The organism is Flavobacterium aestivum (assembly GCF_026870175.2).
Lineage (GTDB): Bacteria > Bacteroidota > Bacteroidia > Flavobacteriales > Flavobacteriaceae > Flavobacterium > Flavobacterium aestivum.
In genome coordinates, this window is the sequence record NZ_CP113977.2 from 3,919,737 (window position 1) to 3,935,268 (window position 15,532).

The 15,532-nt window shown below is 31.8% G+C and carries 11 protein-coding genes; 9 read left to right on the forward strand and 2 right to left on the reverse strand.

Annotation, left to right across the window (positions count from 1 at the left end; all coding sequences use genetic code 11):
* The first annotated feature begins 157 nt into the window (after nucleotides 1-157).
* Both OZP08_RS16530 and OZP08_RS16535 read left to right on the forward strand, forming a co-directional pair.
* Complete coding sequence (locus OZP08_RS16530; RefSeq protein ID WP_268847206.1) at nucleotides 158-334, forward strand: hypothetical protein; 177 nt, start codon at nucleotides 158-160, stop codon at nucleotides 332-334.
* A 155-nt stretch (nucleotides 335-489) separates the two neighbouring features.
* Nucleotides 490-2,730 carry a tetratricopeptide repeat protein gene (locus OZP08_RS16535; RefSeq protein ID WP_281322373.1) on the forward strand — a complete coding sequence of 747 codons (2,241 nt, stop codon included), beginning with the start codon at nucleotides 490-492 and terminating at the stop codon, nucleotides 2,728-2,730.
* Nucleotides 2,731-2,816: 86 nt separating this feature from the next.
* Here the strand turns inward: OZP08_RS16535 and OZP08_RS16540 are convergent, their stop codons facing one another.
* Both OZP08_RS16540 and OZP08_RS16545 read right to left on the reverse strand, forming a co-directional pair.
* Complete coding sequence (locus OZP08_RS16540) at nucleotides 2,817-6,122, reverse strand: PAS domain-containing hybrid sensor histidine kinase/response regulator (RefSeq protein WP_281322374.1); 3,306 nt, start codon at nucleotides 6,120-6,122, stop codon at nucleotides 2,817-2,819.
* Nucleotides 6,123-6,429: 307 nt separating this feature from the next.
* Nucleotides 6,430-8,448, reverse strand: coding sequence for a PAS domain-containing protein (locus OZP08_RS16545; RefSeq protein ID WP_281322375.1), 2,019 nt, complete (start codon nucleotides 8,446-8,448; stop codon nucleotides 6,430-6,432).
* Nucleotides 8,449-8,734: 286 nt separating this feature from the next.
* Here OZP08_RS16545 and OZP08_RS16550 point away from each other — a divergent pair, with 286 nt between their 5' ends.
* The 7 genes from OZP08_RS16550 to OZP08_RS16580 all read left to right on the forward strand — a co-directional run bounded on the left by OZP08_RS16550 (nucleotide 8,735) and on the right by OZP08_RS16580 (nucleotide 15,523).
* Complete coding sequence (locus OZP08_RS16550) at nucleotides 8,735-9,472, forward strand: ZIP family metal transporter (protein WP_281322376.1); 738 nt, start codon at nucleotides 8,735-8,737, stop codon at nucleotides 9,470-9,472.
* A gap of 178 nt (nucleotides 9,473-9,650) precedes the next feature.
* Nucleotides 9,651-10,106: a MarR family winged helix-turn-helix transcriptional regulator gene (locus tag OZP08_RS16555; RefSeq protein ID WP_268847214.1), complete on the forward strand. Its 456-nt coding sequence runs from the start codon at nucleotides 9,651-9,653 to the stop codon at nucleotides 10,104-10,106.
* Between the two features lie 21 nt (nucleotides 10,107-10,127).
* Nucleotides 10,128-10,760, forward strand: a complete 633-nt coding sequence (locus tag OZP08_RS16560; protein WP_268847215.1) for an NAD(P)H-dependent oxidoreductase — start codon at nucleotides 10,128-10,130, stop codon at nucleotides 10,758-10,760.
* A 42-nt stretch (nucleotides 10,761-10,802) separates the two neighbouring features.
* The gene (locus tag OZP08_RS16565) at nucleotides 10,803-11,369 is read left to right on the forward strand and encodes a YceI family protein (RefSeq protein ID WP_281322377.1); all 567 of its coding nucleotides are present in this window, start codon (nucleotides 10,803-10,805) and stop codon (nucleotides 11,367-11,369) included.
* Nucleotides 11,370-11,668: 299 nt separating this feature from the next.
* Nucleotides 11,669-12,946: a hypothetical protein gene (locus OZP08_RS16570; protein ID WP_281322378.1), complete on the forward strand. Its 1,278-nt coding sequence runs from the start codon at nucleotides 11,669-11,671 to the stop codon at nucleotides 12,944-12,946.
* A gap of 319 nt (nucleotides 12,947-13,265) precedes the next feature.
* Complete coding sequence (locus OZP08_RS16575) at nucleotides 13,266-13,835, forward strand: YceI family protein (protein ID WP_281322379.1); 570 nt, start codon at nucleotides 13,266-13,268, stop codon at nucleotides 13,833-13,835.
* A gap of 287 nt (nucleotides 13,836-14,122) precedes the next feature.
* Complete coding sequence (locus OZP08_RS16580; protein WP_268847217.1) at nucleotides 14,123-15,523, forward strand: anthranilate synthase component I family protein; 1,401 nt, start codon at nucleotides 14,123-14,125, stop codon at nucleotides 15,521-15,523.
* The last annotated feature ends 9 nt before the right edge of the window (nucleotides 15,524-15,532 follow it).

The following is a 15,532-nucleotide window of genomic DNA, read 5'->3' on the forward strand; positions in this document are numbered from 1 at the left end:
AAAAAGAATGTTATCTATACTACTTGATTTGTCCTTATATCTGACCATTATTTTAAATACATCAGTAATATTGAGTTATAAAAAAGTTAATTAATGACGGACTTACAAAAAAAACTATAATTTTGAATCATCATTAAAAATCAAAAAACAGAAAAACATGAAAAATTTAATTGCCATTTTAGCCGTAACATTATTTTCAGCAGGAATGAGTGTAAATGCTCAAGAAGCTCCTAAAAAAGAAACTCCTAAAAAAGAATGCAGCACCAAAGACAAAAAAGCTTGCGACAAATCTAAAAAATCTTGTTGTGCAGCTAAATCAGAGAAGAAAGCGTAATGTAATTTAATTTATAATGACCCTAAAAGAGTGTTTGAATTTTCAGGCACTCTTTTTACTTTATATAAAACAAATCTCACTTAAAGACTGTTTATCATCAAAAATAGCTTTGCTCCTATTTTATAATTCTATATTTTTGAGGAAATCTATTTTTTATGCTCAAAAAGTCATCTATTGCCGTTGCAATTCTCCTCATTCTCTTTATTACTTTCAGGGTTTTTATTGTAGACCGTTGCAGCTCAAAAGATGCCGAATACTCCGAAGTTCTCTCTTCTAACAACGCTTATGTAGGAGATCAATCCTGCAAAAATTGCCATACCGCTGAGCATCATCAATGGAAACAATCTGATCATTATATGTCAATGCTTCCTCCCAATGATTCGACTGTAAAAGGGGATTTTAATAATGTAACATTCACCGCAGACGGTGTTACCAGTAAATTCTATAAAAAAGGATCAAAATTTTTTATTAATACCGAAGGTGATGATGGCAAAAACCACGACTTTGAAGTAAAATATATCTTTGGATACAAGCCCTTACAACAATATCTAGTTTATTTCCCTGGCGGAAGATTGCAAGTACCGCGCTTGAGTTGGGATGTCAATCAAAAAAAATGGTTCAATCAATATGCTGGTCAAAAAATACCCTCTCACGATTGGTTGCACTGGACCGGTAATTCCCAAAACTGGAATACAATGTGTGCTTCTTGCCATTCGACCAACTTGCACAAAAATTACGATACCAAAACCGATACTTATAAAACCAGTTACAGCATCATCAATGTAAGCTGTGAGAGTTGTCATGGTGCCGGACAAAAGCATTTAGAGTATATAAACAGTTCTGATTACAAATCGGGAGATAAAGTAACTGGCAGTTTTATGAAATTAAGCAAAAACTCCGGACAACTGGAACAAATCAATACTTGTGCTCCTTGCCATGCCCGTACTACCGAAATTAGTCCTAACCATATAGACAGTAAAGAAATCATGGACAACTACATTCCGCAAATTCCGGATACTGAGTTTTTTCATGCTGACGGACAAGTAAATGATGAAGATTATATTTATACTTCCTTTTTACAGAGCAAAATGTATAGTAAAGGCGTAAAATGCAGCAATTGCCACAATCCCCATAGTACCAAATTAAAACACATTGATAATCAAACGTGTGTGCAATGCCATAACCCTAAAAAATATGACACTCCAAAGCACACTTTTCATACTCCAGGCTCAAAAGGCTCATTGTGTGTAAACTGCCATATGCCCGGAAAATTATACATGGGGAATGATTTGCGTCATGACCACAGTTTTAGAGTGCCACGTCCTGATCTTTCAGTAAAATATGGCACCCCAAACGCGTGCAGTAACTGTCATAAAGACAAATCCGAAAAAGTACTGGCCGATGCGGTTATCAAATGGTATGGTCCTAATCGAAAATATCATTTTGCAGATGACCTGATTCCTGGAAGCAGATTGAATACCGACAGTGAAGCCCACCTTACTCGATTAATCAATACCAAAGTGACTCCGAACATTATAAAAGCTACGGCAGCTTTTTACTTAGGCAGTATTACAACTCCATCGAGTTTGGATATTTTAATATCTTGTCTAAACCATAAAGATGCACAAATACGATACAGAGCTTTACGCAGTTTGGCTAATTTCCCTCCTAATGAATGGATAAACAAAGTAGCTCCTTTGCTTTCAGACAAAGTAAGAGCCGTTCGTATTGCCGCTGCCGATTTATTTATTACAATTCCTAAAGATCAAATTCCGGGGCAATACGTCAATGCTTTTGAAGCTGCGAACAAAGAATTGGTTAGTTATCTTCGTTATCAAACCGATTTTTCGGTTGGTAATATTATGCTTGCTGATTATTATCTAAAAATACAGGATTATACCAACGCAGAGTCTTTCTATCTCAAAGGACTCAAAAAAGACAATCAAATCAATTATGCCTATCTTAATTTATCTTCGTTGTATAATACTGTTGGAAAGAATGATGCTTCTTTAGAAATGCTTCAACGTGCTTTAAAAAACGATGCAACCAATGATCGTATTTATTATAATATGGCTCTGCTTTACAATGAAATGAACAACAAACCTGCAGCCGAAAAATCATTTATCAAAGCTGTTGAGTTAAAATCTCAAAATCCAAGAGTGTATTACAATTATGGTTTGATGCTGAATGCCGATAAGAAATTCAAGGAAGCCGAGGCCATTTTACAAAAAGGAATAGGAATTAACCCTTCTACACCCGATCTTTATTATGCACTAACTTTTGTTTATATTCAAGCTGGAAACCAAACAAAAGCACAACAAAGTGCTTTTCAATTAAAACAATTAGATCCTACTAATCCTAATTATCAGGGGTTATTTAAAAATTTAGGGATATAGTAAATAGAATCAAAGTAAACGATTGATCCTTTGGTAGCAAGAGGGTTTACAGCAGTAAATTTTAATGTTTTACTGCTTGGTCCAAATCATTGTTCAGGCAGCCATTTATGTATGATTGCTTCTAAATCTGATTCTACAATAGGTTTAGAAACATAATCATTCATTCCATATTCTAAGCATTTATCTTTCTCCCCAACCATAATTCCTGCTGTTAATGCTATTATGGGAATATTTTTATTCTTTTGTTCTTTTCTAATTTCTAATGTTGCTTCATATCCATTTTTTATGGGCATTTGAACATCCATTAAAATCAAATCCGGGCTATGGGTTTCGAATTGTTCAACTCCTTCATTTCCATCTTTGGCTTCAAAAATAATAACATTGGGAATAATTCTTTTAATCAACGTTTTAGCCAAAAACAAATTGATTTTATTGTCTTCGACTATTAAAACCTTTAAAACATTTGGATTCTTCAACTCCTTAACTTCTCTATGCATGCTATTATTATTTAGCTCCACAAGGGAATCTCTTATTGATTTTGCTTTTTTAAACTTAATAACAAAGAAAAAATCGCTACCGTCACCGTATTTGCTTTTTAATTGCAAACTACTATCCATTAGCCCTAACAACAGATTAGATATTGCTAACCCTAATCCTGTTCCTCCAAACTTTTTAGAAGTAGCATTATCTTCTTGCACAAAAGAGTGAAAAATTTTCTTTTGGTTGTATTGCTGTATTCCTATACCAGAATCTTTAATCGAGAACTTAATGGTAGCTTTATCTTTTTTACTCATTTTTATTAAATCGACATCTAACCGAATGTAACCAAATGAAGTAAACTTTAAAGCGTTGCTAATTAAGTTTACTAATATTTGTTTCAATCGAATTGAGTCTGCGTAAATATATTGCGGGACTTCACCACACATATTTAAGGTTAAATCTATATTCTTTAAATTGGCCTGATGTTTAAACAAGTCTATTACCTGATGCAAAAGATCATACAAATCAGTTTGTTCGATATACAAGTCTAATTTTCCAGATTCAATTTTAGAAAAATCGAGAATATCATTAATAATTTCCATCAATGAATTGGCAGATACATTAATGGTTGACATATACTCTAATTGATTTTTTTCAAGATTTGTTTTCATCAGCAAATCAGTAAAACCAACTATTCCGTTTAATGGGGTTCTTATCTCATGACTCATATTAGATAAGAAATTAGACTTTGCTTTGCTCGCTTCCTCGGCTTGTAGTTTTGCTTTTATTAATGCTGCATTGGTTTGTTTAAGTTTCTCATTGATTTCTTCGTATTCTATATATTTTATGAGTAAATCTTTTTCGTTTTCTTCTGCTTTCTCTTTTGCCCTAATCAATTCCATTTCCATAAGCTTAAGCTCAGTAATATCCCGAATAGCCCCTACAATGACCTGAGGTTGATTATTTTTATCCCATTTTAAAGTGCCTAATGCATGAACCCAACGTTCCTCTTTATCACTAACCCTAATTATTTTATATTCCTTGTTGAACTGCTGCTTCTTCCCTACAACTTCATCCACGATATAATCAATCATTTTTTTGCGCCAAGTAGGGTGAATTATTGAAAGCCACTTTTCTGTGTTTAATTCATAACTGGAATCAATCCCGAAAATGGAGTTAACTAATTCGGTATAGATCCATTTACCGGTAGCCATATTGATGCTATAAGTTCCCAATTGTCCAATGATTTGGGTTTCTTTCAAAAAAAGTTCACTTTCTTTCAATCGTTCTTCGGCGCTTTTCCGCTCTGTGATGTCTATAATACTCGCTCTAATTAGCGTTTTATTTTCATCTGGTAATCGCACTAATCGCACATCACAAAAAAGAGGTTTCCCTTCACTGTCTACATGAATCCATTCAAAGGAAGGCTTCCCTCCTGCCACAGCTTCCGAAAAATTTTTCTCTGCCAGTACTGCCGATAAAAGACCATTGGGTTGGTATTTTGGACTTAAATCTAAGGGACTTAATTGCAAAAGTTCTTTTTCTGTCATTTTGAACAAAGCCAATGCACTTTCGCTGACAGTTACAAATTTTAGCTCCTCCATATCTATTACCACAAGAGCTTCTGGAGCATTTTCTACCAAAATTCGAAAACGTTCTTCTTTCTTTTTTAATGATTCTACTATTTGAATTCCTTCTGTCACATCTTTTACAAACAAAAGCACTTGTGTCTCCGAAAGTTTAACGGCATCGATAGACCAACTGCGAATAGTTTGATTTTTATGAACAAAAGGCATGATAACATTTAAGGCTCCCTTTTGCAAAAGCGTTTCTAAATTAGAAATTATATCCTGTACTGATGCTGGAGAGGTCAAATCTTGGAGTGACATTTTTAGCAATCTAGTTTTAGAAAAACCGGTGATTTGTGTTGCTGCTGGATTTACTTCGAGAAAATATCCTTTTTCATTAGTCACAAAAACTCCATCCGGAGCATTCTCTACATAATTCCTAAACTTAGCATTACTTTCTTGCTCACGCTTTTTCTCCTTAATTGCAGCCATTTCTTTTTCTTTGGCTAGAATTTCATCTTCAATTCGTTTTTTTTCAGTTATATCTTGGGCAATTCCCCTTAAGGCAATAATATCTCCATTTTTATTTGCTATAGGAACACCGGTTCCATATACCCATTTAAACTTTTTCTTGGGCAAAATTACTTTATGTATGATTTCATAAGGCACTTTACTGGCAATGGATTCACTTATCTTATTGTTTAGAATTTCTTTATCCTCGGCAGTAAAACGGCTTAAATAATTAGTGTACAAATTCTCTTCTAATCCTTTTGGGATTTCAAAAATCCGAAATAATTCATCAGACCAAATCAAATCATTGGTAATCAAATTAAATTCCCAACTACCAATTTTGGCTATTTTCTGGGCATCATTTAATAAGTTCTCACTAGCAATTAGTTTTTCTTGAATTTTTTTTATTTCGGTAATATCTCTTCCTATTGCATAAATGAGTTTCTTGGAAGGATTGACAATTGTAGTCCATTGTATCAAAAAATATTCACCATTTTTCTTTAAGATTCTGTTTTCAAAATTGACAGAGGTAGTTCCTTCTAAAAGCTTTCTCAAGGCTTCATTTGTCTTGGCAATATCGTCTGGATGAATGTATTTTAGATAACTATGCTGTAGTAATTCTTTTTTAGAGTATCCTAATTTATTAATAAAAGCGGGGTTAAATTTTTTGAAATCGGCATTAAAATCAGTAACACAAATGAAATCTGATGTTTCCCGAGTGAAAAATTCAAAATTAACAATTGAATCTTCTTTCTTTTTCAATTTATGGAGCTCTAACTCAAGATTTTTTGTTTTTTGAAGTAATTCTTCGACAGATAGTATAGTTCCTTTCATAATCAAAAATTGAATTAACAAACAAGACTAAATAACAAACATATCAATCTTAAAGATATAAAAATTACATCAAATAAATCACTAATATTCAATTAATTAAAAGAACACTGATTGATTTTCTTAATAAATAAGAAATGTATTATGCAAATAAAACTTCAAAAAACAAACCCTCCTTATTTATTAAGCCTAAAAAATAAAACCAAAAAAAAATCTTTCTTTACTTAAAAAAAATAAAGAAAGACCAGATTATTTTTTGATTAAAAACGAAGCTATTGTAGAATTAAAAGACGCATTATAGTCACATTTTCTATGATTCTTTCAACCATTTAAATACGGTTTCCTCTAATTCTGATTGAGTAATAGGCTTGGCTATATAATCAGACATACCGTGTTCTATACATCTTTCTTTTTCGCCACTTAAAACTCCTGCCGTTAAAGCGATTATAGGTATATGATTGAACTCATTTAATTTTCTGATTTCAAGAGAAGCATTATATCCGTTAAGGATTGGCATTTGTATATCCATCAAAACGATATCTGGAATTGTCATTTGTACTTTTTGTACCGCTTCATAGCCATTTGTTGCTTCTATAATTGTGCATTCTGCAAACAAGTTTTTGATGAGTGTTTTTGCCAAAAGCATATTAATCTTGTTATCTTCGGCTATCAAAATTTTCAGGTTGGGATGCTTTTTTGAGCTATTCTTTTTGCTTTTTACATTTGTTTCAGGAATAAAAGGAAACTGCTCTGGTTTCTTATGCACTTTTTCGAATTCTATTGTAAAGAAAAATTCACTTCCTTCTCCATAAGTGCTATCTAATTTTAGCTTACTTTTTTTCAGTCCCAAAAGTTGATTCGAAATAGCCAATCCTAAACCTGTTCCTCCATATTTTCTAGTCGTTGTACTATCTGCCTGAACAAATGACTGAAATATTTTCTTCTGGTTTTTTATTTTGATGCCAATTCCGGTATCTTTTACAGAGAATTTTATTTTTGAGAAACCATCTTTTTCCTCGACCTGATTAACATTTAATTTGATATACCCAGAAAAAGTAAACTTCATGGCATTACTCAACAAATTCAATAATATTTGCTTTAACCGAATAGAATCTCCAATTATAAATTGCGGTACGTCTTTATCAATATTAATTATTAAATCTATTTTTTTATAATTGGCCTCGTATTTAAATAGATTGATAATTTGATGGGATAATTCATGGAGGTTAATTTCTTCAAAATCCAATTCGAGTTTACCTGATTCAATTTTAGAAAAATCCAAAATATTATTGATAATATCCATTAATGTATTTGCCGATTCATTTACCGTATTGAGGTATTTCAATTGATCTTCATCAAAATTCATTTTCAATAACAAATCAGTAAAACCTACAATTCCATTTAATGGTGTTCTTATTTCATGGCTCATATTTGCCAAAAAATCAGATTTAGCCTTATTTGCTGCTTCTGCTTTTTCTTTAGCCATTATGGTTTCGTCTATTTGCTTCTTTTGTGTAATATCTTGTACAACACCTTTTAGAGCAATGACTTTATTTTTATCATCTGTAATTGGAACTCCTGTACAAAAAACCCATTTTGTTTTTTGATCATCTAAAATTATTTGGTGTTCCATTTCATAAGGAACATTATTCGATATAGTATTTCCAACATTTATATTTAACTGTTCAGCATCCTCAGGTGTAAATCGAGATAAATATTCAGCATAAAGATTCGGATTATTGGATTTATTTTCGATCTCGAAAATTTCATACAATTCATCGGACCAATTTAATTCCTGTGTAAATAGATTAAAATCCCAACTTCCTATTTTGGCTATTCTTTGTGCTTCATTTAGTGATTTCTGACTAGCCAATAATTTTTCCTGTGTTTTTTTGGTTTCAGTTATATCCCTTGCAATAGCATATATCAAATTATTGGATGAATTCAAATTGGCTTTCCATTGCAAATGAACCAAGTCCCCTTTTTTGGTAATGTAACGATTCTCGAAATCTACAGTAGGATTATTATTGGTCAAAAACTGCACTTCAGCAAATGTTTTTTCTAAATCTTCAGGATGGACAAAATCAAGAAATGGTCTAGACAGTAATTCTTCTTTTGAATAGCCCAAAATTTTTGTAAAAGCGGGGTTTACCGCTTTGTAGTAGGCGCTTGAATCAGCAATACATACCAAATCAGGAGATTCATTTACAAAAAATTCAAAATTCGTAATTGAACTTTTCTCAGAAATCAATTCATTGATTTTTATTTCTTGTTCTTTTACTTTTTCAAGTAACTCAACATAAGTCAGTTCCGATTTTGCCTTTTTCATTATATAAATTCAAAATAGTTGTTTGGTTATTGGCAGTAATAGTTCTACAAATATAGTATAGTATCATTAAAATCAGACATAATTAAAAAAATAAATACGATAATTCTCAATAGTTTTTTTTACCATAATTTGTGCCTTTTATCGTTTTTAAAAGCACATAAATATCAGCTTGTAAACTCAATTCTTATGAACCATAATTATTCCCATTTTGGATTTATTTTAAATTAAACAGTTCTAAATCATATACTTTACCTAAATTTGAGTATAACTTAATAAACCTTAGCCTATGCTAAACGCTTTTCTTTGGGGGTTATTAGCTACTTCTTCCTTAGTAATTGGGGGATTAATCTCTTCTAATTTTAACTTGAGTAAGAATGCCATAGGTATTATTATGGGATTTGGAGCTGGGACATTAATTTCGGCTATTTCCTATGAGCTCATTTTTGATGCATTAAAAATTGGTAAAGGAACCGGATTCCCGGCTTATGGTTTTTTCGTAGGAGCTTTTACGTTTTATTTCAGTGATAAGTTAATTTCAAAAATGGGGGCTAGAAAATCCTCTTCTGTTGATGCATCCCAGAATTCGCAATTAATCATTCCTATGGTACTCGCCATTATCCTTGACGGAATCCCTGAATCTATTGTAATTGGTTTGGGACTGTTTGAAGGAGGAACAATCAGTTTAGCCATGCTGGCGGCTGTTTTTATATCCAACTTACCCGAAGCCATTGCGGGATCATCAGGTATGAAAAGTGATGGGTGGAGTAAACATAAAATTACACTCTTATGGCTTTTTATTGCTTTGATATGTTCCTTCGCTTCAGTTGCTGGATTCAGTTTATTTGCTACTACTTCTGAGAAATGGTTATCTTTCATTCAAGCATTTGCTGGTGGTGCCATACTTATGATGTTGGCCAATTCTATGATTCCTGAAGCTTATGAACACGGAGGAAAAAATGCAGGTGTAGCAACCGTTTTAGGATTTTTTCTTTCTGTATCTACCATTATACTTGAGAATTCATAAACCAAAATGACTCTATTCAAGTAACACTACTCCATCCCTATTTATTGAATCAAGAGCCCAAAGAGAAGCTTCATCAATACTAACAAATATTTTTTTTAACAAAAAATTAACTTTAATACTTGTATATACAAATATAAATAATACTACATTTGTATCAACAAATAAAACAACTGTAAATATGAAGATTGAAGATGTGTTAAAAAGTACTGTTGAATATAGCAAATCAACAAAAGTGATTTTAAATTTATTGTATACACAAACAGTCATAAACGACAGTTTTAATGAAATTATTAAACCTTATGATATTTCAGGGGAACAATATAACGTTTTACGAATATTAAGAGGGCAAAAAGGACATCCGGCCAATATGTGTATCATACAAGAACGCATGCTAGCCAGAACAAGCAATACAACCCGATTGGTCGATAAATTATTATTAAAAGACTTAGTCACACGTAATGTCTGTCCTGAAAACAGAAGAAAAATAGAAGTTTTAATTACACAAAAAGGTCTGGATTTATTAACTGAACTAGACCCCAAAGTAAAAGAACACGAAGAAATCTTCTCTAAAAATTTGAATGACGATGAATTAATAAATTTAAATACCTTATTAGAAAAATATCGAACTAAATAAAACTAAATAAATATAAATATTATGAGCAATTTTTTAAACAACCAAAACTGGAGATACGCAACTAAGAAATTTGATGCTACTAAAAAAGTTTCCGCTGAAGATTTAAACACCTTAAAAGAAGCTATCCGAATGAGTTCATCTTCATACGGATTACAACCATACAAAGTTATTATTGTAGAAAATCCTGAATTAAGAGCCCAATTACAACCAGCAGCTTGGGGACAATCACAAATAGTAGATGCTTCACATTTATTCATTTTTGCTAATGACACCAACGTTGGAGATGATGCAATCGATGAATTATTAAGAGCAATGAGTATTACCAGAGAAACTCCGATCGAAGCATTGGCAGGTTATGGTGATTTCATGAAATCTAAAATCTCTACTTTGGAACCAGAAGTAAAAAATATTTGGACATCAAAACAAACCTATTTAGCCTTAGGTAATTTATTGAATGCTGCAGCCGAACTTAAAATAGACGTAACACCTATGGAAGGATTTGTTCCAGCACAAGTAAACGAAATACTAGGATTAGACAAACTTAATCTTAATGCTTCATTAATTGCAACTGTAGGATACCGTCATGAAGAGGATGCTACTCAATTTTACAAAAAAGTTAGAAAATCACAAGAAGACTTATTTATCACTTTATAATAATTACTAATTCAAATTAAAATCAATTAAAACAAATTACACATGAAAAATTTAAAATCAATTGCATTAGCATTCGTAGTAGCTTTATCTACATTAACAGTAACTGCACAAACTAAAAAAGTAAATGCTTCTAAAAGTACACTTAACTGGGTTGGAAAAAAAGTAACAGGTGAGCATTCTGGAACTGTTGCCCTAAAAAGCGGCGCATTAGTTTTCAAAAAAAATGTATTAAAAGGAGGAACTTTTACTGTTGATATGACTTCAATCAATGCGACAGATTTAAGTGGAGAATACCAAGGAAAATTAAACGGTCACTTGAAAGCTGATGATTTCTTCGGAACTGAAAAATACCCTACTTCTACTTTAGTTTTCAAAACTATTGCTGACAAAGGAAATGGAGTTTATACAGTTACTGCAGATTTAACAATCAAAGCAAAAACAAATCCAATTACTTTTGACATCACTGTAAAAGGAGATACTGCAACTACAGCATTGAAAATTGACAGAACTAAATACGATATCAAATACGGTTCAAAAAGTTTCTTCGAAGGTTTAGGAGACAAAACTATCTATGATGATTTTGACTTAGCTGTAAACTTGAAATTCTAATTTTAGAGAACCCATTTTACAAAACACCCTCAACATTATTTGTTGAGGGTGTTTTTTTTATGGCTACAATCTACACCAATAATTCCTTTATAAACTTTTGATAAACAAGGGCTTTTCTTTATAACAATAATAATCTTCTACACATTTTTCCCTCGAAAAGTATTGATTCTACATTGTTAACCCAAAAATTACAAATAGATAATATTCAGAAAATACTCCCCAAACATTCTAATAGTACTTTTGATAAAAACAAATTAACCGAAAAAAGTTACCTAAGTAACCCACAATCATTTATTGTCATGAAAAAAATAATATTAGTTGCAATTATCAGTATTTTTATAGCTACAACTGTAAATGCGCAACAAATAAAAGGGATAAACGGAGAGAAAAATTGGTTCAATAATTGGACAAATTTCAGACCCTCTACTGCAGAATACAAAGAAGCCAATCAAATTTTAACCGGTACAATAAACACAGACTTAAAACTTACAAAAAATAACACTTATCGTTTAGTTGGTGTAGTATATATAACCAATAATGCAGTTCTAACAATTGAACCGGGAACAGTAATACGAGGGGATAAAGAATCCTGCGGAACGCTTGTAATAACCAAAGGTTCAAAAATAATAGCAGAAGGTACCGCGACAGATCCGATAGTTTTTACCACAAACAATAATATCTCTGAAAGAAGACCTGGTGATTGGGGAGGGATTATTATTCTGGGAGAAGCTCCAATAAATAAAATTGGTGGTGTAGGCTTTTTAGATTTCAATCTTGACCCTGCCATTACTTATTATGGCGGACAAAATCCAAATAGCAATTCAGGTTCATTAAAATATGTTCGTATCGAATATTCAGGCAGAAAAATAAATGCTCTCAAAGAACTAAACGGCTTATCTCTTGCTGGCGTTGGAAAAGGAACTAAATTCGAATACATTCAAATAAGTTTTTCTAATGATGATTCTTTTGAATGTTACGGAGGTGACGTTAATTTCAAAAATTTAATTTCATATAGAGCCACAGATGATGATTTTGATTTCACACAAGGAGTTCAATGTACCATATCTAATAGTATAGCGATTCGCAATCCATATTCATCAGACTTTTCAGGTTCACGTTGTTTTGAAATCGATTCTTATGACAAAGTTGAAAATGCGGATGTAAACAAAAAACTAACTAAAATTACCGCCAACAACATTACATTAGTTAATACTGAAGACAACAATCAGGGATTAGTAAGGGAAGCAGTTTACATCAAAGACAAAAGCTATTTCAGCTTAAGCAATAGTATTGTAGATGGTTTTAGCTCTTGTGTTTTACTCGAAAATAAAATAGGCGCAAATCCAACGAACTTAGCCAAAATAAACATTCAGGGAATTCAAATAAACAGATGTAATGGTGTAGTTCTAAGTGAAGCTCCGGTAAACAATCCTGATTTAGTAAGTTGGTACAATAGCGATACCTTTTCATTAGAATTCACAAAACTCAACAATCCCGAATTATTTATACAGTCAGATATTAAAAAAATTCCTGATTTTAGAACTAAAACCAGTACCGTATTAACTAGTAATTATTAATACATTATTTATAATCAATTTGTAATAAAAGAAGCCGTCTCAGTTTTGAGATGGCTTCTTTTATCTTTGTCACTTCCCTAAAAAACGCAGTTATTACTAATACTAAATAAAAACAGCTATTTTTAAAAAATTTAGAATATAAGCCGTAAATTATTCTGTATAAACGAATTAAAATAAAAAATTTTAAACTAACTTTATACGTCGCTTGAAATCTTTAGTAGAAAATTACAAGCTTCCAATTCAAAACGATTTCATTAACTTCTTTCAACAAAATGAAATCAGTTCTACTTAATGCTTTATTAACTTAAATTAAAGAAATATGAAAAACCTAAAATTAATTAGTATAGCTCTACTGGTTCTTTTTTCATTTAATAAAGGAATAGCTCAATCGTATAAAATAGACCCTGTAAAAAGTGTTGTTAACTGGACTGGGAAAAAAATTACTGGACAACATGAAGGTGTTGTTCTTTTCAAAGATGGTATACTTCTTTTAAAAAACAAAAAAGTAGCTGGAGGAAATTTTACGGTAAACATGAAAAGTTTATCTAATACTGATCAAACAGGGACCTCCAAACAAAAATTAGAAGGTCATTTAAGATCTGAAGATTTTTTTAGTGTCGATAATTACCCTACAGCAACTTTGGTTATTAAAAGTATTGCTGATAAAGGGAAAAATACTTATTTGATAAATGCGGATTTAACCATCAAAGGGATTACCAACTCGAATCAATTTGATTTAGTAATTGTAAACGCAAATAAGGCTACAGCCAAATTAACAGTAGATCGAACCAAATATGATATTAAGTATGGCTCAGGAAGTTATTTTGATGATTTAGGAGATAAAACGATATATGATGATTTCGAATTAAACGTGGTATTAGTCTATTAACTTTTCAAAATTTAACAAAAAAGAGGAAAAGTCATATTTTTTTTTATTTTTTTGGTATTGTCAAACCAAATATCATTTATATATTTGCGAACAAGAAAAAAACAAAACATGAAAACTATAACAAACAATACTTGGTGGTGGAATAATTTACGTCAGTCGTCGTGAAACTAAGCTCCTATAGTATTATTTGAACTATAAATATAAAAGGCTTGTCATCACGACAAGCCTTTTTTTTGTTTTTAAAATCAGGCAAATAAAAAAATCCATTGTATCAAAAGCAACTACATATGAAAACCTATAAACTACAAACAAACTACAAACAAATTCTGGCTGATACCATTACACCAGTTAGTGTTTATTTCAAAATCAGGGATAAATTCCCAAACAGCTTGCTATTAGAAAGTAGCGATTATCATGGGAGTGACAACAGTTTTTCCTATATCTGTTGCAACCCTATAGCTTCAATAAAAATTGAAAACGAAACCATCTATAAAACTTTTCCTGACGGAAATTCCCAAACAATTGCCATAGATGCCAACACTAATATTCCGGAAATAATTCAAGAATTTTCAGGGCAATTCCAATCGGATAAAAATGGTTTCAAATTTATCAATAACGGATTGTTTGGATACATTTCTTATGATGCAGTTCGTTATTTTGAAAAAGTAACTATTGCCAAAAAAGAAAACAGCAATTCTATTCCTGATGTGTATTATGCGGTTTACCAAAACATTATTGCCATCAACCATTTCAAAAATGAAGCTTATATTTTCTGTCACAGTCTTGACGGAAAAAATAATATATCCGAAATAGAACAATTATTACAATCCAGAAACATAGCTTCCTATAAATTCTCAAAAGAAGGTGAAGGTTTTTCTAATCTAACCGATGAAGAATTCAAACAAAATGTGGCTTTAGCCAAAAAGCATTGCTTCCGTGGTGATGTGTTTCAATTGGTTTTATCCAGAAGATTTACCCAAGGCTTCAAAGGTGATGAATTTAATGTTTATAGAGCCTTAAGAAGCATCAACCCATCTCCTTACCTATTCTTTTTTGATTATGGTGATTTCAAAATTTTTGGTTCTTCACCAGAAACCCAAATTATTGTCAAAAACAAAAAAGCCGAAATTCATCCAATAGCAGGAACTTTCAAACGAACTGGCGATGATGAAAAAGACGCTGTTCTTGCCAAAAAATTATCAGAAGACAAAAAAGAAAATAGCGAACACGTAATGCTAGTAGATTTGGCTCGAAATGATTTAAGCAGAAATGGTCATAATGTTAATGTAGAAAAATACAGAGAAGTACAGTTTTTCTCTCATGTTATCCATTTAGTTTCTAAAGTGACAGGGATTTTACACGAAAAAGCATCGACAATGCAAGTAGTTGCAGATACTTTTCCAGCTGGTACTTTAAGCGGAGCCCCGAAACACAGAGCCATGCAATTGATAGAAGATTACGAAAAAACAAACCGCAATTTTTATGGAGGTGCCATTGGTTTTATGGATTTTGAAGGCAACTTCAATCATGCCATTATGATTCGAACTTTCTTGAGTAAAAACCACCAGTTACACTCTCAAGCTGGTGCCGGAATTGTAGCTAGCTCTGATGAGGAAAGCGAAATGCAAGAAGTATATAACAAATTACTGGCGTTGAATAAAGCCTTGGATTTAGCAGAAACAATTTAAAAAATTCAA

Bases quoted from the DNA above. Each gene is read 5' to 3' on its own strand.
- OZP08_RS16535 (WP_281322373.1), top strand. From the start codon at position 490: ATGCTCAAAAAGTCATCTATTGCCGTTGCAATTCTCCTCATTCTCTTT.
- OZP08_RS16580 (WP_268847217.1), top strand. From the start codon at position 14,123: ATGAAAACCTATAAACTACAAACAAACTACAAACAAATTCTGGCTGAT.
- OZP08_RS16570 (WP_281322378.1), top strand. From the start codon at position 11,669: ATGAAAAAAATAATATTAGTTGCAATTATCAGTATTTTTATAGCTACA.
- OZP08_RS16560 (WP_268847215.1), top strand. From the start codon at position 10,128: ATGAGCAATTTTTTAAACAACCAAAACTGGAGATACGCAACTAAGAAA.
- OZP08_RS16545 (WP_281322375.1), bottom strand. From the start codon at position 8,448: ATGAAAAAGGCAAAATCGGAACTGACTTATGTTGAGTTACTTGAAAAA.
- OZP08_RS16540 (WP_281322374.1), bottom strand. From the start codon at position 6,122: ATGAAAGGAACTATACTATCTGTCGAAGAATTACTTCAAAAAACAAAA.
- OZP08_RS16565 (WP_281322377.1), top strand. From the start codon at position 10,803: ATGAAAAATTTAAAATCAATTGCATTAGCATTCGTAGTAGCTTTATCT.
- OZP08_RS16555 (WP_268847214.1), top strand. From the start codon at position 9,651: ATGAAGATTGAAGATGTGTTAAAAAGTACTGTTGAATATAGCAAATCA.
- OZP08_RS16550 (WP_281322376.1), top strand. From the start codon at position 8,735: ATGCTAAACGCTTTTCTTTGGGGGTTATTAGCTACTTCTTCCTTAGTA.
- OZP08_RS16530 (WP_268847206.1), top strand. From the start codon at position 158: ATGAAAAATTTAATTGCCATTTTAGCCGTAACATTATTTTCAGCAGGA.
- OZP08_RS16575 (WP_281322379.1), top strand. From the start codon at position 13,266: ATGAAAAACCTAAAATTAATTAGTATAGCTCTACTGGTTCTTTTTTCA.